The sequence below is a fragment of the Larkinella soli genome (assembly GCF_003703975.1).
Classification (GTDB): domain Bacteria; phylum Bacteroidota; class Bacteroidia; order Cytophagales; family Spirosomataceae; genus Larkinella; species Larkinella soli.
The window spans coordinates 333,058-352,668 of the sequence record NZ_QTJY01000002.1 but is presented as its reverse complement, the minus strand read 5'-3'; the positions used below and the strand labels follow the sequence as shown (position 1 = coordinate 352,668).

Sequence of the window (19,611 nt, the reverse complement as noted above, 5' to 3'; positions counted from 1 at the left end):
TAGAACATTATGAAAAAAAGGCCTACCATCTCAGATGCCTTCCGGCATTTAGTAAAAAAATCGGCAATCCTGTGCCTGCTGGCAACTTTCATGACCAGTCTGGCGTGGGCGAATAACACCAACGCCCAGGAAATTCTGGGCAAGAAAATCACCCTGACCATTGTCGATCAGGATGTCAAGTCGGCCCTGTTCCAGCTGGGCCAGGCGGCCGACGTCAGCTTTACCTACAGCTCCTCGCTGTTTGCCTCGGCTCCCAAGGTGTCGCTGACGGCCCGCAACGAATCGCTGGCCGAGGTTCTGAACCGTCTGCTGGCTCCGCTTCAGGTGAGCTATAAGGTGGAATCCCGTCAGATCATTCTCAACCGCGACAACAAAGCCGACCGGGCCAGCCTCGATGAGGACATCAGCGGAAGGGTGACCGACGAAAAAGGGGCCGGTCTGCCGGGCGTCAACGTCGTCGTGAAGGGATCGACCCGCGGTACGACGACGGACGTCGACGGCAACTGGAGGCTGTCCGTTCCGGGCGCCAGTTCCGTGCTGATCTTCAGCTCGGTAGGTTATCAGAAGAGGGAAGTGACCGTCGGCAATCAGCGGACCCTGACGATCCAGCTTACCCCCGACGACCAGACGCTGAATGAAGTCGTCGTGGTCGGTTACGGCAGCCAGCTCAAGAAAGAAGTGACCGGCGCCGTGCAGACGGTGAGCCAGCAGGAAATCCGGGACATTCCGGTTTCGCAGGTGACGCAGAAGCTTCAGGGCCGTCTGGCGGGGGTGCAGATCAACCAGACCACCGGGAAACCCGGCCAGGGGATGTCGGTCCGGATTCGGGGCCAGCTGTCGGTTTCGGCCGGTAGCGATCCGCTCTATGTCGTCGACGGCTTTCCGATCACGGGGAACATCGGTGCGCTGAACCCGGACGAAATCGAAGACATTACGATCCTGAAAGATGCCTCCTCCACCTCGCTGTACGGTTCACGGGCCGCCAACGGGGTCGTGCTGGTGACGACCAAGCGCGGAAAGGCCGGTCAGACCAACATCAGCTTCAACGCCTTCGCCGGGATTCAGAATGTGCCCGAGCGCGGCCGGATCAAAATGCTGAACGCCGTCGAATTCGCGCAGTTCAAGAAGGAGTTTTACGAAGATATGAACCAGCCGGTTCCGGCCGAATTCCAGAATCCGTCGCAGTATGAAGGCAAGAACAACGACTGGTACGACGCCGTGATCCGGGATGCTCCGATCCAGAGCTACAACCTGACCGTGACGGCCAACACCGAGCGTTCCCGGACGGCCATCGTCGGCGGGGTATTCAGCCAGGAAGGGGTGATTATCAACAATAAATACAAACGGTATTCGCTCCGGATGAACACCGACTACGACATTTCCCAGAAGATCCGGGTCGGTTTCAACGTAGCTCCGCAGTATGTATACGACAATACGCCCCGCACCGACGGTGACCGCGGTACCGGGATTCTGTTCAACGCCCTGCACACCTGGCCGGTGATGCCGATCTACGACCAGAACGGCGAGCTGACCAAATTCAACCAGTTCCCGGGCAGCACGGGGAACATTTTTGCGTATCCGAACTGGGTACGGGCCGCGCAGGAACTGACCAACGAGCAGAAGCAGACCAAACTGCTCGGAAACGCCTTCATCCAGTACGTGCCGCTCAAAGGCCTGACGCTGAAGTCGACGATCAACATCGAGTTCGAGAACAACAAGTTCTTCTTTTTCAACCCGTCGACGGCCACCAGCGCCATCAACGTCCCGATCCCGACCACGGCCGTGTCCATCCGTCAGAGCCTGGAGAACATCAGCTGGCTGAACGAAAACCTGATCACCTACAACCGTTCGTTCGGTGATCACAACTTCGAACTGCTCGGCGGTTTTACCAACCAGCAGTTCCGGCAGGAGTTCACCCGCGTGCAGGCCAACACCTACGCCGACGACCGCCTGCCGACCATCCAGGGGGCCCTGAACATCGACCGGGCCGGCCAGAACACCTTCAACGGGATCAACGAATGGTCGCTGACCTCCCTGCTGTCGCGTCTGACTTACAACTACAAGGGCAAATACCTGCTGACGGCCGCCATCCGGAGCGACGGATCATCCCGCTTCGGCAGCAGCAACCGCTGGGGTACGTTCCCCTCGGCCTCCCTGGGCTGGGTCATTTCGGACGAGGAATTCCTGAAACCCATCACGCAGGTCTCCTTCGCCAAATTGCGGGCCAGCTACGGGATCATCGGGAACAACAACATCGGGAACTACACCCAGTATGCGCTGGTGAACAATACCGTCAACGCGGTCTTCGGCAATTCCGTCGCCACGGGCGCCGTCGTGACTTCGCTCGCCAACAGCAACCTGGGCTGGGAAACGACCAAGCAGCTCGACCTCGGTCTGGACCTGGGGCTGTTCAACGACCGTATCCAGTTCACCTACGACTACTACACCAAGCGGACCACCAACCTGCTCTATGCCGTTCAGGTGCCGCAGGAATCCGGCTTCACGAACTTCAACGACAACATCGGGGAGATCAAGTTCTGGGGCCATGAGTTCGCCCTGACCACCCGCAACACCGAAGGCAAGGTGAAATGGACGACGAACGCCAACATCTCGTTCAACCGCAACAAGGTGCTGGAACTGGCGCCGGGCATCGACCGCGTGTACGGTACGTTCCACATCACCCAGGTCGGCCAGCCGTTCGGGCAGTTCTACGGTCTGGTCAAGGAGGGCTATTACATGAGCGCCGAAGAACTCGCCAACTCACCCATCATTCCGGGGCGGTCAGGTATCGGAACCATCAAGATGCGGGACGTCAACGGCGACGGGGTCATCACCTACGGCGGTGATGCCGACGACCGGACCATCATCGGTACGCCCTTCCCGAAATTCACCTACGGGATCACCAACAGCGTGACCTACGGCAACTGGGATCTGTCGGTTGTGGGCTCGGGCTCCTACGGCAACCAGCTCTGGGTACGTCACCTGTACAGCACCGCCAACCTCGACGGGGTGTTCAACATGGTGGCCGGGGTGAAAGACCGCTTCCGGGTGAAAAACGACGCCAGCGGCAAGGCGACGACCGTGATCACGCCGGGGAATGGCGGATTCGGCGCCACCAACAACGGAGGGAACTTCACCGGGATCGAGCGCGACTGGAACAGCACGCAGTTCCTCGACAATGCGTCGTTCTTCACCATCAAGAACATTACGCTGGGTTACAACATCGGTACCGTACGGAAATTCTTCAAGTCGGCCCGGGTGTACGCTTCCATTCAGCAGGCTTATGTATTCACGAAGTACAAAGGCGGCCCGAACCCGGAAACCAGCGCGCAGGGTGACGGGAACGGCGACGGCGGTAACCTGAGCCAGGGGGTCGATTTCTCGAACTATCCGGTTCCGCGTACCTATACGCTGGGCGTCAACCTGAATTTCTAATTGCCGGACGACCTGCCGGCACCCCCCGGTGAGGCAGGTCAGTGTAAACCCTTTATGACGATAACGATGAAAGCAAAATTCATATTAGCCGGTCTGATTGCCCTCTCGCTCTCCAGCTGTAAGGACTTCCTGACCGTCGTTCCGGAGACGAACCTCAGTTCGGCCACCTTCTTTACCAAGGAATCCGACTTCCTGCAGGCGGTCAATGCCGCCTACGTGCCCCTGCGGCAGATCTTCAACGAGCGGGCCTGGGTCCTGCAGGAGATGCACTCGGACAATACCTACTACGCCCGGAACGTGCTGTTCGGGGCCGTGGAAAATACCGAGAACGTCGCCGACTTTGCCGTACCGTCGGCCAATGGCGTCACGGCGAACGACAACGTGCTGGTATTCTACCGCCTGCACTACCAGATCATCGCCCGGACGAACCAGATCCTGGCCCTGATCGATCCGATCAACTTCTCCACGGCCGACATCAAGAACAACGTGAAAGGTCAGGCGCTGTTTCTGAGAGGGTACTCCTACTTCGAGCTGGCCCGCATTTTCGGGAAGGCTCCGCTGCACCTGACGCCGGTCACGGGCCGGACGGACGCAGCCGCCGAACTGGCCACCGCCGAGCAGCTGTATGCCCAGATCGAGAAGGACCTGACGGAAGCCGCCAAGCTGCTGCCCGCCAAGGCGAAGCAGGATGCGGGCCGGGCGACGTCCGGAGCGGCCAAAACCGCCCTGGCAAACCTGTACATCGTGCAGAAGAAATGGGCGCAGGCCGAAACCGTGCTGAAGGACATCGTCACGAACGATACCTACAAGCTGATGCCCGACTACGCCGACGTCGTCTCGACCACGACCGGGAACAAGAACAACATCGAGTCGATCTTCGAAATCCAGTATCAGGAAGGCTCCGCCGGGTATAACGGGAACCATATCTACCGGTTTGTTCCGACGCCCATCACGGCCGCTGAACTGGGTCCGATCACCGGTACCTCGAACCCGCAGCCGCTCTCGGGCGAGAACAACAACGTGCCGACCCCGAACCTGATCCGGGCCTACGAGGCCGGCGACAAGCGGAAGGACATTTCCATCGGAACCGTGACGCTCAGCCAGAGCCTGCGCGACGACAAGACGTATCCGTACATCAAGAAGTACGCCAAGACGCACGCGCTGCACAACAACACCGGCCAGAACTGGCCGGTCTACCGCTACGCCGAGGTGCTGCTGTTCCTGGCCGAAGCGCTCAACGAGCAGGGCAAAACCGCCGAAGCCGCTCCCTATCTGAATCAGGTACGGACGCGGGCCGGTCTGGGCGCTTCGACGGCCGCTTCTCAGGCCGACATGCGGCAGGCCATCTGGCGTGAACGGCGCGTCGAACTGGCTTTCGAGAACAAGCGCTGGTATGATCTGGTGCGGACCGGCCGCGTAAAGGAAGTGATCACCGCCTACGGCAACGAGATCAAAGCCAACCCGCTGCTGTATTATTTCCCGAAAGGGGCCGTGCCCCCGCCGAACGCCTTCACGAACCTGGAGGATTATTATCCCCTCCCGGCCGTCGAAGCCGCACTGACGCCGTATTTTTAAACCGCCCCCAACCCCCTCCTTGGTAAGGAGGGGGCTTTATCCCTTCGATTTCAACTCCCCGAAGGGAATTGGTGGTGAAACACCCCCTCCTTACCAAGGAGGGGGTTGGGGGGTGGTTAAAACGTCTTACGGGAAGGGTAAGTATCGCCCTTGCGAGTCTTTATAATAGGTGTCCCTTTCAGGAGGTACGATTATCTGAAGCATATTATCTAAATCCGTATACCTATGTTTTCTTCACTCAGACCGGCCAAAATCCTGGCAGCCGTTTCTGGTCTTGTTCTGATCGGGGCCTCCTGGATCAGCATGCAGAATGCGGCTATCAACCAGAAAGCGCCGGAAAATCCCAAAATAGACAAACTGAAGCTGCAGCCCGGCTTTAAGGCCGAGCACCTGTACAGCCCCTCCGAAAACGGGCAGGGCTCCTGGGTAGCGATGACCTTCGACGACAAGGGCCGTATGATCACCTCCGATCAGTACGGTTTCCTGTACCGCCTGGAAATGCCGCCCGTCGGCTCCGGCAATCAGAAACCCAAAATCGAAAAACTCAACATCCGCCTGGCCGACGGCCAGATGACGAACGACGCCAAAGTGGGGATGGGATACGCCCAGGGCCTTCTCTATGCCTTCAACAGCCTCTACGTCATGGTCAACAACCGCAGCAACCAGAACTTTGACAAAGGCAGCGGCCTGTACCGGCTTCAGGATACCAACAGCGACGATCAGTACGACAAGATAACCCTGATCAGAGAACTGAAAGGGGAGGGCGAACACGGCCCGCACAGCATCGTGCTGTCGCCGGACAAGCAGTCGCTGTACGTCATGTGCGGTAACTTCACCGACGTGCCGCAGATGGACGCCTACCGGCTGCCCCGTGTCTGGCAGGAAGACAACCTCTTCCCTCAGATCAAGGACCCCCGCGGTCACGCGACCGACCGCATGGCGCCGGGCGGCTGGCTCGCCAAACTGGACCCGGAAGGAAAACGCTGGGAACTGGTCGGCGCCGGCTTCCGGAATACCTATGACTTTGCCTTCAACGATGCCGGAGACATCTTCGGCTACGACTCCGATATGGAATGGGATTTCGGTCTGCCGTGGTACAAACCGACCCGGATCTGCCACATTACCAGCGGGGCCGAGTTCGGCTGGCGGACGGCTGCCACCAACTGGTCGCCCTATTTCGCCGACTGTCTGCCCGCCGTGCTGAACATGGGCCAGGGCTCACCGACCGGCGTGTTTGCTGGCCGCGGCTCCCGTTTCCCGCAGAAATACCAGAAGGCCATCTATGCCTTCGACTGGAGCTTCGGGATCATGTATGCCGTTCACCTGCAGCCGAAAGGCGGTTCCTACAACGCCACGGCCGAAGAATTCATCTCCGGCTCCCCGCTGCCGCTGACCGACGGGATGATCGGCCCCGACGGCTCGCTGTATTTCCTGACCGGCGGCCGCCGGCTGGAGTCGGACCTGTACCGCATCACTTACACCGGCAGCGAGTCCGTAGCCGCGGCTACCCAGACACCGGCCCCGACGGCCGAGGCCCAGCTGCGCAAAAGCCTGGAACAGTATCATGAAGGGCAGAAAGCCGGGGCCGTCGAGGCTGCCTGGCCGCACCTGAACCACCCCGACCGCTTCGTGCGCTATGCCGCCCGGGTGGCCGTCGAACACCAGCCGGTGGCGCAGTGGCAGGAAAAGGCCCTGGCCGAAACCGACCCCGTCCGTTCGACCTATGCCCTCATCGCCCTGGCACACCACGGCGCTCCGACCCTGAAAAGCCAGGCTTTCAACAGCCTGCTCCGCCACAAGTTCGAGGGCCTGAACGAACAGCAGCAGCTCGACCTCATGCGGGCCCTGGAGCTGGTCATCACCCGGATGGGTATGCCCGAAGGCGCCGACCGCGAAAAGATGATCGCTATGCTGAGCCCGCGCTATCCGGCCAAAACCCCGAACCTGAACCGCGCCCTGAGCAAGCTGCTCATCTCGCTGGAGGCACCGGGGGCCGTCGAGAAAACGATGGCACTGCTGCAGGGCAAGGATGAAACCCAGGGTCCGGTGGGGGGCGAAACCGTCACGGCCTCGAACGACCTCATCCTGCGCAACCCGCAGTATGGTCTGGACATCGCCAAGATGCTCGAAAAAATGCCGCCGGCCCAGCAGACCTACTACGCGACCATGCTGAGCAGCGCGAAAACCGGGTGGACGCCGGCCCTGCGGGAGCAGTACTTCAAGTGGTTCGCCAAGGCGTTCGGGTATCAGGGAGGCCGCAGCTACATCGGATTTATCGACAAGGCCCGTAAGCTGGCCCTCGCCAACGTACCGAAGGAAGAATTCGAGAAATACAACAAGCTGTCGGGCGCCGAACTGCTGACCAGCTCCGGCAACGACCTGGCGCTGTCGTATGCACCGAAAGGCCCGGGCCGTCGCTGGCAGCTCGACGACGCCGTGACGGCGGTGGAAACCGGCGGGCTGGCGGGCCGGAATTTCGAAACCGGCAAGAAGATCTATTCGGCCATTCTCTGCAGTCGCTGCCACACCATGCGGGGCGAGGGCGGTGACATCGGTCCGGATCTGACCCAGCTCGGCACCCGTTTCTCCAACAAGGATATTCTGGATGCCATCATCAACCCGAACAAGGCGGTTTCCGATCAGTATGCATCGACCATCTTCGTCCTGAAAAACGGGCAGTCCGTTGTGGGCCGTCTGGTGAACGAAGACAAGACGCACTACTCGATCTCCCAGAACCCGTTTGCGCCGGATCAGCTCCGCAAGATTCCGAGAAAGGACGTGGCTTCGACCAAGTTCTCGATGGAATCCGTGATGCTGCCGGGCCTGATCAACGCCCTGAACCCGGAAGAACTGAAGGACCTGATGGCCTACCTGAAATCGGGCGGGAACCAGGAGCACGAGGTGTATAAAACCGCCGGCGCTACTTCAAAAGGTAAATAATTTCTGGCGAAAAACCGGTAACGATCACCATGCTGAAGCATATGGGTTTACAGTCTGTCCGGGCCGGAGTTCTGCTGGCCGCCCTCCTGACCGGCGGTTTCGGAACGACCGTTCTGGCACAGACGAAGAAGGAAAAGAAGGAAGGTTTCGTCAAAATATTCGATGGGAAGTCGCTGAAGGGCTGGGACGGTGATCCCACCTACTGGCGGGTGGAAGACGGCAATCTGGTGGGGGAAATTACCCCCACCACGCTGCTGAAAACCAACTCGTTCATCATCTGGCGGGGCGGAGAACCGGGGGATTTCGAGCTGAAAGGCGAGTTCAACATCACCGAAGCCGGCAACTCGGGCATCAACTACCGCAGCGACCAGCTGACCGACATCCCCTTCGCCCTCCGGGGCTACCAGGCCGACATCGACGGACAGGTGCGCTACACGGGCCAGAACTACGAGGAACGCAAGCGGACCACGCTGGCCTACCGCGGGCAGAAGACCGTCATCAAACCGTACGACGGGCCGAATACGCCCGAAGCTATTCGGTCGAAGGTGAGCCGGAATGCCTGGACGGGGATGGAAGTTGTCGGTTCGCTGGGTAGCTCCGACTCGCTGAAGGCTTTTATAAAGAAAGCGGACTGGAACTCGTTCCACCTGATCGTAAAAGGCAACCGCCTGCAGCACTACGTCAACGGCGTTCTGATGAGCGACGTAACCGATGAAGATACCGTCAACGGTGCGAAAAAAGGGCTGCTGGGCGTCCAGGTACACGTCGGCCCTCCCATGAAGGTGCAGTATCGTAACCTGTTGCTGAAACAGAACTGATTGGTAACTACCCCTGAATCCCCTGAAGGGGACTTTATCCGGAAAGTCGGCTCAAAGTCCCCTTCAGGGGATTCAGGGGTTAACTGCTTGAACCGAATTGAACCCGAATCCCTGGACCGACAAACTATCCCATCCTTCCCAGCTTGGAGGTATTGAAACCGCCGTTCTCGACAACGGGAGCGGACGCGGCACCCGCATTGCCTGGATCAACACCGGCACCGGCCTGCGCTACAAAGTCGTTATTGACCGGGCCATGGACATCGCCGACGCCTTTTTCAACCGGCACAGCCTCGGCTGGATCAGTTCCGTGGGCGTCACCGCCCCCGATCCTTCCACCGACCGGAGCATCGACTGGCTCCGCACCTTCACCGGGGGGCTGCTGACCACCTGCGGCCTCACCCACGTCGGCGGCCCCGAATCCGACGCCTACGGCGAACGCGGTCTGCACGGCCCCATCAGCAACACCCCGGCCGAGATTGAATCCATCCTTCAGCCCGACCCGCTCGGGGGCAGCCTCGACTTTAGCCTCACCGGCCGCATCCGGCAGACGAAGGTTTTCGGCCCGACGCTGGAACTGAAGCGCACCATTTCCGGCACGCTCGGACAACCCGTCATCCGCTTCCACGACGAGGTCGTCAACCGGGGCAACACGCCCGCTCCCCACATGATGCTGTATCACTTCAACTTCGGCTGGCCGCTGGCCGACGAAGGCACGGAGATCGTGTGGGAAGGCGACTGGAAAAGCCGGGGGGGAGAAGGCGACAATGCCATTTTCCGGGAGGGCAGCGATTTCCGCCGTTGCCCCGCCCCCCTGGACTCCCACCTCGGAACCGGAGAGGCCGCCGGCATCATCTACCCCACCGCCGATGCGTCGGGCTGGTGTACGGCCGGGCTGAAAAACGACCGCATCGGTCTGTTCCTGCGTCTGCGCTTCCGGAAAGACCAGCTTCCCTGCCTGACCAACTGGCAGCACTGGGGCAGGGGCGAATACGTGACCGGCATCGAACCCGGCACCCACCCGCCCATCGGGCAGGCCCGGGCCCGGGCCGAAAACACGCTGATTTTCCTCCAGCCCGGCGAAACGCGCGTATACGATCTGGAGATCGATATTCTTACCAATGAACACACTGACTTAACATGAATACACTATGGAAACGATGAAAGAAGTAAGCCTGGCGGAAAAAGCGCTGGAGCAGGGGAAAGGGATTCTGCGCCTGGCCCCGACCTGGGTACCCCGCTCGTTCTGCGTACCGGGCCGCCGGATCAAACTCCACCCCGACGATTATTACGTCCTCGGCGGAGAACGGGGCGGAATCGACGAGCGCTGGCTCTCGTCCACCACGCCCGCCAAAAACGGCCCGCTGACCGGTGAAAATGAAGGACTCAGCATGATCGTCTTCAACGACGGCGGACGGGAAGTCCGGTTTCTGCTGCGCGACGCCGTCGACGAACTGAAGGGGGCGCTGATCGGCGACCGGCTGTGGGATCAGTACCAGAGCTGGCCCATGTACTCCAAGTTCTTCGACAACATGGGGCCGCTGCCGCACCACCTGCACCACAACGACGAGCAGGCGGCTTTGATCGGGCAGCTCGGCAAACCGGAGGCTTACTACTTCCCCCCTCAGCTGAACAACCACGGCGGTGATTTTCCGTACACCTTCATCGGCATTGCCCCCGGCACCTCGAAAGAGCAGATTCTGGAATGCCTGAAAAACTTCACGAAAGGCGACAACAAGATCACCAACTATTCGATGGCCTACCGGCTCGAACCCGGCACCGGCTGGGACGTGCCGCCGGGCCTGCTCCACGCGCCGGGCAGCCTCTGCACCTACGAGCCGCAGAAGGCATCGGACGTCTTCGCGATGTACCAGTCGCTGGTGAACGAGGCCATCATTCCGGAGGAACTGCTCTGGAACGGCACACCCAAAGACCGCATCGGCGACTACGACCAGCTGCTGGAAGCCATCGACTGGGACCTGAACGTCGATCCGAACATGATGGCGAATCGCTTCATGGCGCCGAAACCGGTGCGTTCCGTCGAGGAGATGCAGGCCGAAGGGTACGTCGAAAACTGGGTCTGCTACAAATCCGACGCCTTCAGCGCCAAGGAACTGACCGTCTTCCCCGGCAAAACCGTGACGATCAAAGACGGCGGTGCTTACGGCCTGATCGTGATGCAGGGCCACGGCAAACTTGGCGACTGGGACATCGAAACCCCGGCCCTGATCCGCTACGGCCAGCTGACCAACGACGAATTCTTCGTCAGCGAGAAAGCCGCCCGGGAGGGCGTGACCATCGTCAACCCGTCCACCACGGACCCGATCGTGATCCTGAAGCACTTCGGCCCCGGCAACCCGGACCTCGTGCTCTGATCCATCCTTTCCAACATTCCTGATTGTTAACCTTTTTCCGTCTTATGAACGACAATAATTTCCCCAAGCTTCACAATGCCACCTGGCCGGGCATTGTGGGAAAAGGCCCTGACTCCGAACCCGTTATTCCGTTCGACACCATGCTGGAGATGACCGCTGCCGCCGAGGTGGACGGGGTGAAATTCGACGGCGTGGACATCGGTCTGCTGGACCCCCACCTGAGCATCGAAATGTCGGACGACGACATCAAGCGGCTGGCCGACAAGGTGGCCGGTTACAACCTGAATATCGGTTCGCTGGTGGCTCCCATCTGGGGCGGCCCGGCCATGGGCAGCAAGGAAGACCGGGCCAATTTCGTCGAAATGGTCCGGAAGTCGTGCCACATCGGCAAGGTCCTGCGCGATCTGGGCGTTCGCCCGAGCGGCATCGTCCGGATCGACTCGGCCAGCTCGCCCCAGGACTGGGCCGTGGACCCGGTCGGCAACAGCAAACTCATCGCCCAGACCTTCCAGGAAGCCTGCGACGTAGCCGCGGATTACGGCGAGCGGCTGGCCGCCGAGGGAGAAATCTGCTGGGGCGGGATGCACAGCTGGAAAACGATGGTCGCCACGCTGGAGGCCGTCGACCGCCCGAACATGGGTTTCCAGGCCGACATGGCGCACACGCTGCTGTATCTGCTCGGCTATAATCGCCCCGAAGACCGGATTCTGCCCGAAAACTATGATTGGGACGACCGCGCACCGCTGGAAGACGGCCTGAAAACCATCACGGCCGCCCTGCGCCCCTACACCATCGACTTCCACGTGGCCCAGAACGACGGCACGGTGTTCGGCTCCGGCTCCCACGACAAAACCGGCCGCCACTGCCAGGCCCTCGACCCCAACGGCAAGCTCAATATCGTTCACGATGCCGGCTACTGGCTGCGCGACGAAAACGGCAACCTGACGAAGGCCTTCCAGCACATCTGCTGGGACGGCTGTATGTTCCCGAACGCGGTCATGGGCAACCAGCAGACCTGGAACGACATTCTGGCGACGATGATCAAGGTCCGCGAAGCCCACGGCTGGAAGGCGTAAGCGACTGCCTATTACCCTACCCCCCGGCCCCCTAAGAGGTGGTTTGGGGAAGCGTTCATCCTGAAGAACGAGGGACGCCCGACCACCCCCCGGCCCCCTCCTTGCTAAGGAGGGGGCCGGGGGCGCTGCCCCTTTCAGTCCTGCGGAGCCAGCCCCTCCTAAAACAGGAGGGGTCGGACCGGCGGTCCGGCCGGGGGGTGGTCTGCGGGAGGGCAGACCGGTCGGGAAAGCACCTTTTCCCTTGCCAAAACAACCTCTTAGGGGGCTGGGGTGGGGGTAAAATCAAAACATATCCAAAACTGTAACTTAACAATGGCAGACAAAAAACAACTGAGAATCGGACTCATCGGCACCGGCTTTATGGGCCGTACCCACTCGAATGGTTATAACCGCGTTCCCAACTTCTTTCCTGACCTTCAGTACACACCCGTTCTTCAGGCCGTCTGTTCCCGGAACCGGGAGAAGGTGCAGGCTTTCGCGGATCAGTGGGGCTACCAATCCGTCGAAACCGACTGGAAAGCCGTCATCGCCCGCGACGACATCGACGCCGTCGACATCTGTACGCCGAACGACACCCACGCCGAGATCGCCATTGCCGCGGCCGAAGCCGGGAAAATGATTCTGGTCGAAAAGCCGCTGGCCCGGAATCTGGCCGAAGCGCAGACGATGGTGGATGCCGTCGCCAAAGCCGGGGTGGCCAATACCGTGTGGTACAACTACCGCCGTCTGCCGGCCGTGACGCTGGCGAAGCAGATCGTCGATTCCGGTAAGCTGGGCAAGATTTTTCATTATCGCGCCAACTTCCTTCAGGACTGGACGATCAACGCCGACGTGCCGCAGGGCGGAACCGGCACCTGGCGCATGGACGTCGAAGCCGCCGGCTCGGGCGTGACCGGTGACCTGCTGGCCCACTGCATAGACACGGCCATGTGGATCAACGGCGTGATTACCGATGTATCGGCCGTGACGGAAACCTTCGTGAAGGAACGGATGCACGCTCTGACGGGGAAGGTGGAGCCGGTCGGTATCGACGACGCCTGTATTTTCCACTGCCATTTCGAGAACGGCTCGCTCGGTCTGTTCGAGTCGACTCGCTACGCCCGGGGTCATAAAGCCCTGTATACCTTCGAGATCAACGGCGAAAATGCCTCCATCCGCTGGGACCTCCACGACCTGAACCGGCTCGAATATTTCGACTACGCCGACGACTCCATCGTGCGCGGCTGGCGGTCGATCCACGTCACCGACGGCGATCAGCCCTACATGAACAAGTGGTGGGTGCCGGGCCTGGGCATCGGCTACGAGCACAGCTTCATCCACCAGGTGGCCGACTTCCTCAAGAGCCTCGAAAACGGCGAACCCTGCGCCCCGAGCTTCAAGGATGCGCTGGAAACCCAGAAGGTCTGCGAAGCCGTCATCGAATCGGCCAAAACGAAAAGCTGGAAGGAAACCGGCGTCGAAGGGCCTGTCTATTAATCCGTTTTTTCGGAACCTCCACAGCCCCCGGCCTCATCCGGGGGCTGTTCTTTACTCCCTTACCCCATGAAACCGGAATCGGAATATCTGCTCAGCGTCAGCGATTTGTCGAAGTCGTTCGCGGGGGTGAAAGCCCTCGCCAACGTCCGGCTGAACGTCCGTCGGGGGGAAGTTCACGCCCTGATGGGAGAGAACGGCGCCGGGAAGTCCACCCTGATGAAGATGCTGATCGGCCTGCATGCGCCGGATGCCGGTGAGATTCGCTTCGACGGCGAAGCACTGAAGACCGGCGACGTCAAGGAGTCACTGAAACGCGGGATTGCCATGATTCATCAGGAGATTCTGGCCGTGCCGGAACTAACCGTCGCCCAGAACATTTTCCTGGGCCGGGAAGATCGCGGCCCCTTCGGCTGGCTGAACGACCGGGCCGGCAACCGGCGGGCCGAGGAACTGCTGAAACAGCTCGGTACGGCCATCGACGTCCGGACGCCCATGAAATACCTGAGCGTGGCCGAGATGCAGATGGTCGAGATTGCCAAAGCCATCTCCAACGACGCCCGCATCATCATCATGGACGAGCCGACCTCGGCCCTGTCCGACCGGGAGGTGGCCGCCCTGTTCCGGATCATCCGGGAACTGAAGCAGAAAGGGGTGGCGATTATTTACATCTCCCACAAAATGGACGAGATTTTCGAAATCGCCGACACCATCACGGTGCTGCGTGACGGGAAATACGTCGGCACCGGAACCGCCGGAGAACTCGACCGCCGGACGCTCATCACCATGATGGTCGGCCGGGAAATCGACAATCTGTTCCCGGAAGCGATCCACCGCAAAGGCCGGGAGGCCCTGTCGGTGCGGAACCTGAGCCGGGAGGGCAAATTCGCCGATATCAGCTTCGAGTTGTACAAGGGCGAAGTGCTCGGCATGGCCGGGCTGATGGGCGCGGGCCGGACCGAAATCGCCCGGGTGCTGTGCGGCCTTGATCAGCCGACGGGCGGGGAGATTTTCGTAAAGGGTAAAAAAGTTTATATTAGGACTCCACAGGATGCCATTCAGAACGGAATCGGATATGTTAGCGAAGATCGGAAAGCGCTGGGGTTCATTCCGGGGATGTCGGTCCGCGACAACATCACGCTGGGCAGCCTGAAGCAGCACACGAAAGGGCCGTTTCTGCAATCGAAAAGCGAGGATGCGGTGGCGGCCCGAATGATGGCCGACCTGAAGATCAAGGCGTCCGGCCCGGACCAGAAGGTGGTGACCCTCAGCGGGGGCAACCAGCAGAAGGTGGTGATCGGCAAGGTGCTGCTGGCCTCGCCGGAGATCGTGATCCTCGACGAGCCGACGCGCGGTATCGACGTAGGCGCGAAGTTTGAAATTTACAAGCTCATCAACCAGCTGGCTTCCGGCGGGATCGCCGTGATCATGATCTCGTCGGAACTGCCCGAAATTCTGGGAATGAGCGACCGGGTGCTGGTACTCTCGGAAGGACGGCAGACCGCCCTGCTTTCCCGGGAGGAAGCCACCCAGGAAACGATCATGCACTTTGCCATGCATGCCTGATCGACCGGAATTGACCCAACTAATTGACCCAAAATAGATGAAGTTCCCTTTTTCAACCGAGGTCAGGGAGGCCGACGCGCCGGTCCGGCCCGGGATTCATACGCGGGGCCTCGGGAAATACGGCATCGCGCTGGCATTCCTGCTGGTCTGCATTGTGCTGTCGATCATCACCCCCCGATTTCTGACCCTATCCAACCTGACGATCGTCGTCACGCAGGTGTCGATCAACGCGCTGCTGGCCTTCGGCGTCACGTTCGTGATCATCTCGGGCGGCATCGACCTGTCCATCGGCTCCATCGTTGCTGTGACGGGTGTGGTGGCCGCGACCTTCGCCCACCCCGACGACTACCCGGTGGTCGTGCCGGTGACGATGGGCCTGCTGACCGGGGTACTGCTCGGCGCCTTCAACGGTTTCGTGATTACCCGCAGCAAGGTGCCGCCCTTCATCGTCACGCTCGGCACGATGACCATCGGCCGGGGTCTGGCCCTGATCCTGAGCAAGGGACGGCCTGTTTCCAACCTTTCGGACGAATTCAACTTCATCGGCGGGGGCCAGGTGCTGGGCATTCCGACACCCATCCTCATCCTGATCCTGATGTTCGTGTTCTGCTCGGTCGTCCTCCGGAAAACCGTTCCCGGCCGCTACATGTACGCGGTGGGCGGAAACGAGCAGGCGGCCCGGGCGTCCGGCATCGGGCTGAGCCGGGTGAAGATGATGGTATATATGCTGTCCGGCGGGCTGGCGGCCCTGGCCGGCATCCTGCTGACCTCCCGCATCACCACCGGCCAGCCCAACGCGGGCGTCGGTTTTGAACTGGATGCCATCGCGGCCGCGATCATCGGCGGCACCAGCACCTCCGGCGGCACCGGCAGCATGACCGGCACGCTCATCGGCGCCCTGCTGATCGGCGTCATCAGCAACGGTCTCGACCTGATGAACGTGACCTCCTACTACCAGGAAGTGGTCATGGGAATCATCATCATCGGCGCCGTCGTTCTCGATAGTCTGAATCATAAAAGTAATTAAGCCTTTAGAAATGAAGTATTTCCATACGGTTACGCTGGGTTCCCTGCTTTCGCTCGGTGTGCTGCTGGCCGGCTGCGGTCAGTCCGGTTCCGATACTAAAAGCCAGGAAAGCGGGGAGAAGAAGCTCACGGTGGGCGTTACGATGCTGAGTATGCAGAACGAGTTCATCGTGAATGTTCATGACGAAATCGAAAAGAAAGCCCAGGAAGCAGGCGTCGAACTGATCACGGTGGATGCCGAGCGGTCGGCTTTGAAACAGATCGAACAGGTCGAGAGCTTCATCGCCCAAAAAGTGGACGCCATCATCATGAACCCCTGCGAGGTGGAAGCCAGCTCCCCGGCCGTAGCGAAGGCCCTGGCCGCCAAAATCCCCATCATCAACGTCAACTCCGAAACCAGCACCACACCGACCGCCTTCGTCGGCTCCGACGACGTCGAATCGGGCCGCATCGCCATGAAGTTCATCGCCGAAAAGCTGGGTGGGAAGGGCAACGTCGTGATGATGCACGGGTATATGGGGCAGGCCGCCCAGATCAAACGCGAACAGGGCGCGCGGGAAATTCTGAAACAGTATCCGGGCCTGAAGCTGCTGGCCCACCAGACCGCCGAGTGGGACCGCGCCAAAGGGATGTCGCTGATGGAAAACTGGATTCAGTCGTACGGTAACCAGATCAATGCGGTATTCGCTCACAACGACGAGATGGGCATGGGGGCCGTCAAGGCCCTGACCGACGCGGGCCTGAAGGAGAAGGTGGTGGTGGTCAGCATCGACGCCATCCCGGATGCACTTCAGGCCGTGAAAAAAGGAACGCTGGACGCTACGGTGTACCAGAACGCCGAGCAGCAGGGGGGGCAGGCCATCGAGACGGCCATCAAAGCCGTGAAAGGACGGCCTTTCGATCAGCAAACCTTAATCCCGTTTCAGTTGGTCACTAAGGAAAATTTGTCTAAATTCATGAAATAATTGGAAGGTAGAGGTATGCTTAAGTCAACCGTTTATCTGGGCGGGCTGGTTTTGGTCGGTTTGATCTGGGCTTCGGAGGCCTGTACGTCGGGAAATGCGGCCGCCACGTCCGACGGCGAACTGCCCGACGTGGTCAGCTATAATTTCGACATTCGGCCCATCCTGTCGGACAAGTGTCTGGTCTGCCACGGCCCCGACGCCAACAAGCGGGAAGCCGGCCTGCGGCTCGACGATCCTAAAAGTGCGTTTGCGACCCTGAAAGAACACCCGACCGCCCACGCCCTCGTAGCCGGCAAACCCGAGCTGTCGGAAGCCTTTCTGCGCATTACGTCCAAAGATACTTCCCAGATGATGCCCCCGCCGGCCTCGAACCTGAAGCTGAGCGACCGCGAAATCCGGCTGATCGAGAAATGGATCCGGCAGGGCGCCCGGTACGAGAAGCACTGGGCCTTCGTCGCCCCTAAAAAGCCTTCGATCCCGAAGGTGGAGAAGGAAGAGTGGGTCAAAAACGAGATCGATTATTTCATCCTGAAAAAGCAGGAAGAGAAAGGACTTTCCCCCAATGAGGAAGCCGACCGGGAACGCCTGCTGAAACGGCTGAGCCTCGATCTCACCGGCCTGCCGCCCAACCTGAAGATGATGGAGCGGTTTCTGGCCGACAACCGCCCGGACGCCTACGAGAGGGCCGTCGACGAGCTGTTTAAAAATCCGGCCTACGGCGAAAAAATGGCCCTGCACTGGCTCGACCTCGGCCGCTACGCCGACTCGCACGGGTACCAGGACGACGGTTACCGCACCCAATGGCCCTGGCGCGACTGGGTGATTCATGCCTTCAACAAAAACATGCATTATGACGACTTCGTGACCTGGCAGCTGGCGGGCGACCTGCTGCCCAACCACACGAAGGAGCAGCTGCTGGCGACCGGCTTCAACCGAAACCACAAGATTACCGAAGAGGGCGGGGTCATTCCGGAGGAATACCGGGTCAGCTACGTGACCGACCGCAACGACACCTTCGGCAAGGGCCTGCTGGGCATTACCCTCGAATGCGCCCATTGCCACGATCATAAGTACGACCCGTTCTCCCAGAAGGAGTATTACCAGTTGTTCGCCTTCTTCAACAACGTATCCGAGGTGGGCATCGAATCGGTGATCGGCGGGCCGGAGACCTACGCCAAAAAGCCGCTCATGGAGATCAGCGACGACGATGTGAAGAACCTGCTCACCTTCGTCAACAAGCAGGATACCGCCCGGCTCATCGTGTCGGTGATGGGCGACCTGGACACCCTGCGCAAGACCTACATCCTGAAGCGGGGCGTCTACGATGCCCACGGCGACGAGGTGGAACCCGGTACCCCGGCCGCCATCCTGCCCTTCAATCCGAGCTATCCCAAAAACCGCCTGGGGCTGACGCAATGGCTCTTCGACCGTAAAAATCCGCTGACCGCCCGGGTGTACGTCAATATTCTCTGGCAGGAATTTTTCGGTCGGGGCATCGTGAAGACCTCCGGTGATTTCGGAATGCAGGGCGAACTGCCCACCCACCCCGAACTGCTCGACTGGCTGGCCGTCGACTTTATGGAACACGACTGGGATATCCAGCGGCTGGTGAAGAAGATGGTGACCTCGGCCACCTACCGGCAGTCGGCGGTGGTGACGTCCGCGAAGCTGAAAGCGGACCCGGACAACATCCTGCTGGCCCGCGGCCCACGGTACCGCGTTCACGCCGAGATCGTCCGGGACCTGGTGCTGTCGAGCAGCGGCCTGCTGAACCGGACCATCGGCGGCCCGAGCGTCAAGCCCTACCAGCCGGCGGGGCTGTGGGAGGGCGCCACCTCCGGGCGCGGCCTGCTGTCGACCTACAACCAGGACCACGGCTCCAAACTCTACCGCCGGGGCATGTATACGCTCATCAAACGGACCGTGCCGCCCCCGTCGCTGGCCATTTTCGACGCCAGCAACCGGGATCTCTGTGAAGTGAAACGGCTCCGGACCAACACGCCCCTCCAGGCGCTGGTGATGATGAACGACCCGACGGTGCTGGAAGCCTCGCGGGTGCTGGCCGCCCGGCTGCTGGAGGAAAAAACTTCGGAGAAAGACAAGATTTCCAAGGCGTTCCGGCTCATCGTCTGCCGCAAACCGACCGAAAAGGAACTGGAGGTGCTGACGGGTTATTTCGAACAGGAACGCAAAACCCTGAAGCGCCCGGCCGCCGAGAAGACGCTGGCCGTCGGCGAATACCCGATTCCGGCCGGTGTGGACCGGGTGCGGCTGGCCGCCCTGATGCGGGTGGTGACGACGATTTATAACCTGGAGGAGACGATAACTAAAACTTAAAAGACCACCCCCCGGCCCCCTCCTTAGC

The 19,611-nt window shown here is 60.4% G+C and carries 12 protein-coding genes; all 12 read left to right on the top strand.

The window, feature by feature from the left end:
* Window positions 1-9 precede the first annotated feature (9 nt).
* Entirely contained in the window at window positions 10-3,435 is a 3,426-nt protein-coding gene (locus tag DX909_RS07720; protein WP_229310981.1) for a TonB-dependent receptor, read from the top strand.
* 66 nt (window positions 3,436-3,501) lie between these two features.
* A complete protein-coding gene (locus tag DX909_RS07715; protein ID WP_128544568.1) occupies window positions 3,502-5,010 on the top strand; it encodes a RagB/SusD family nutrient uptake outer membrane protein in 1,509 nt (502 codons plus the stop codon).
* 225 nt (window positions 5,011-5,235) lie between these two features.
* A complete protein-coding gene (locus tag DX909_RS07710) occupies window positions 5,236-7,950 on the top strand; it encodes a c-type cytochrome (protein ID WP_128544567.1) in 2,715 nt (904 codons plus the stop codon).
* Between the two features lie 29 nt (window positions 7,951-7,979).
* Complete coding sequence (locus DX909_RS07705) at window positions 7,980-8,768, top strand: 3-keto-disaccharide hydrolase (RefSeq protein WP_128544566.1); 789 nt, start codon at window positions 7,980-7,982, stop codon at window positions 8,766-8,768.
* 97 nt (window positions 8,769-8,865) lie between these two features.
* Window positions 8,866-9,909, top strand: coding sequence for an aldose 1-epimerase family protein (locus DX909_RS07700; protein WP_128544565.1), 1,044 nt, complete (start codon window positions 8,866-8,868; stop codon window positions 9,907-9,909).
* A gap of 7 nt (window positions 9,910-9,916) precedes the next feature.
* On the top strand, window positions 9,917-11,140 hold the full coding sequence (locus tag DX909_RS07695; protein ID WP_128544564.1) for a class I mannose-6-phosphate isomerase: 1,224 nt from the start codon (window positions 9,917-9,919) through the stop codon (window positions 11,138-11,140).
* A 44-nt stretch (window positions 11,141-11,184) separates the two neighbouring features.
* Window positions 11,185-12,216 (top strand): sugar phosphate isomerase/epimerase family protein, encoded by a 1,032-nt coding sequence (locus DX909_RS07690; RefSeq protein WP_128544563.1) that lies wholly within the window; start codon window positions 11,185-11,187, stop codon window positions 12,214-12,216.
* 312 nt (window positions 12,217-12,528) lie between these two features.
* Window positions 12,529-13,692: a Gfo/Idh/MocA family protein gene (locus DX909_RS07685; RefSeq protein WP_128544562.1), complete on the top strand. Its 1,164-nt coding sequence runs from the start codon at window positions 12,529-12,531 to the stop codon at window positions 13,690-13,692.
* A 66-nt stretch (window positions 13,693-13,758) separates the two neighbouring features.
* Entirely contained in the window at window positions 13,759-15,255 is a 1,497-nt protein-coding gene (locus DX909_RS07680; RefSeq protein ID WP_128544561.1) for a sugar ABC transporter ATP-binding protein, read from the top strand.
* Between the two features lie 37 nt (window positions 15,256-15,292).
* Complete coding sequence (locus DX909_RS07675) at window positions 15,293-16,282, top strand: ABC transporter permease (protein ID WP_128544560.1); 990 nt, start codon at window positions 15,293-15,295, stop codon at window positions 16,280-16,282.
* Window positions 16,283-16,292: 10 nt separating this feature from the next.
* Window positions 16,293-17,246: a sugar ABC transporter substrate-binding protein gene (locus DX909_RS07670; protein ID WP_128544559.1), complete on the top strand. Its 954-nt coding sequence runs from the start codon at window positions 16,293-16,295 to the stop codon at window positions 17,244-17,246.
* Window positions 17,247-17,261: 15 nt separating this feature from the next.
* Entirely contained in the window at window positions 17,262-19,583 is a 2,322-nt protein-coding gene (locus DX909_RS07665) for a PSD1 and planctomycete cytochrome C domain-containing protein (RefSeq protein ID WP_128544558.1), read from the top strand.
* The last annotated feature ends 28 nt before the right edge of the window (window positions 19,584-19,611 follow it).

What these genes read in the sequence shown, in the direction of transcription:
- DX909_RS07720 (WP_229310981.1), top strand. Translation starts at nt 10, where the DNA reads ATGAAAAAAAGGCCTACCATCTCAGATGCCTTCCGGCATTTAGTAAAA.
- DX909_RS07715 (WP_128544568.1), top strand. Translation starts at nt 3,502, where the DNA reads ATGAAAGCAAAATTCATATTAGCCGGTCTGATTGCCCTCTCGCTCTCC.
- DX909_RS07710 (WP_128544567.1), top strand. Translation starts at nt 5,236, where the DNA reads ATGTTTTCTTCACTCAGACCGGCCAAAATCCTGGCAGCCGTTTCTGGT.
- DX909_RS07705 (WP_128544566.1), top strand. Translation starts at nt 7,980, where the DNA reads ATGCTGAAGCATATGGGTTTACAGTCTGTCCGGGCCGGAGTTCTGCTG.
- DX909_RS07695 (WP_128544564.1), top strand. Translation starts at nt 9,917, where the DNA reads ATGGAAACGATGAAAGAAGTAAGCCTGGCGGAAAAAGCGCTGGAGCAG.
- DX909_RS07690 (WP_128544563.1), top strand. Translation starts at nt 11,185, where the DNA reads ATGAACGACAATAATTTCCCCAAGCTTCACAATGCCACCTGGCCGGGC.
- DX909_RS07685 (WP_128544562.1), top strand. Translation starts at nt 12,529, where the DNA reads ATGGCAGACAAAAAACAACTGAGAATCGGACTCATCGGCACCGGCTTT.
- DX909_RS07680 (WP_128544561.1), top strand. Translation starts at nt 13,759, where the DNA reads ATGAAACCGGAATCGGAATATCTGCTCAGCGTCAGCGATTTGTCGAAG.
- DX909_RS07675 (WP_128544560.1), top strand. Translation starts at nt 15,293, where the DNA reads ATGAAGTTCCCTTTTTCAACCGAGGTCAGGGAGGCCGACGCGCCGGTC.
- DX909_RS07670 (WP_128544559.1), top strand. Translation starts at nt 16,293, where the DNA reads ATGAAGTATTTCCATACGGTTACGCTGGGTTCCCTGCTTTCGCTCGGT.
- DX909_RS07665 (WP_128544558.1), top strand. Translation starts at nt 17,262, where the DNA reads ATGCTTAAGTCAACCGTTTATCTGGGCGGGCTGGTTTTGGTCGGTTTG.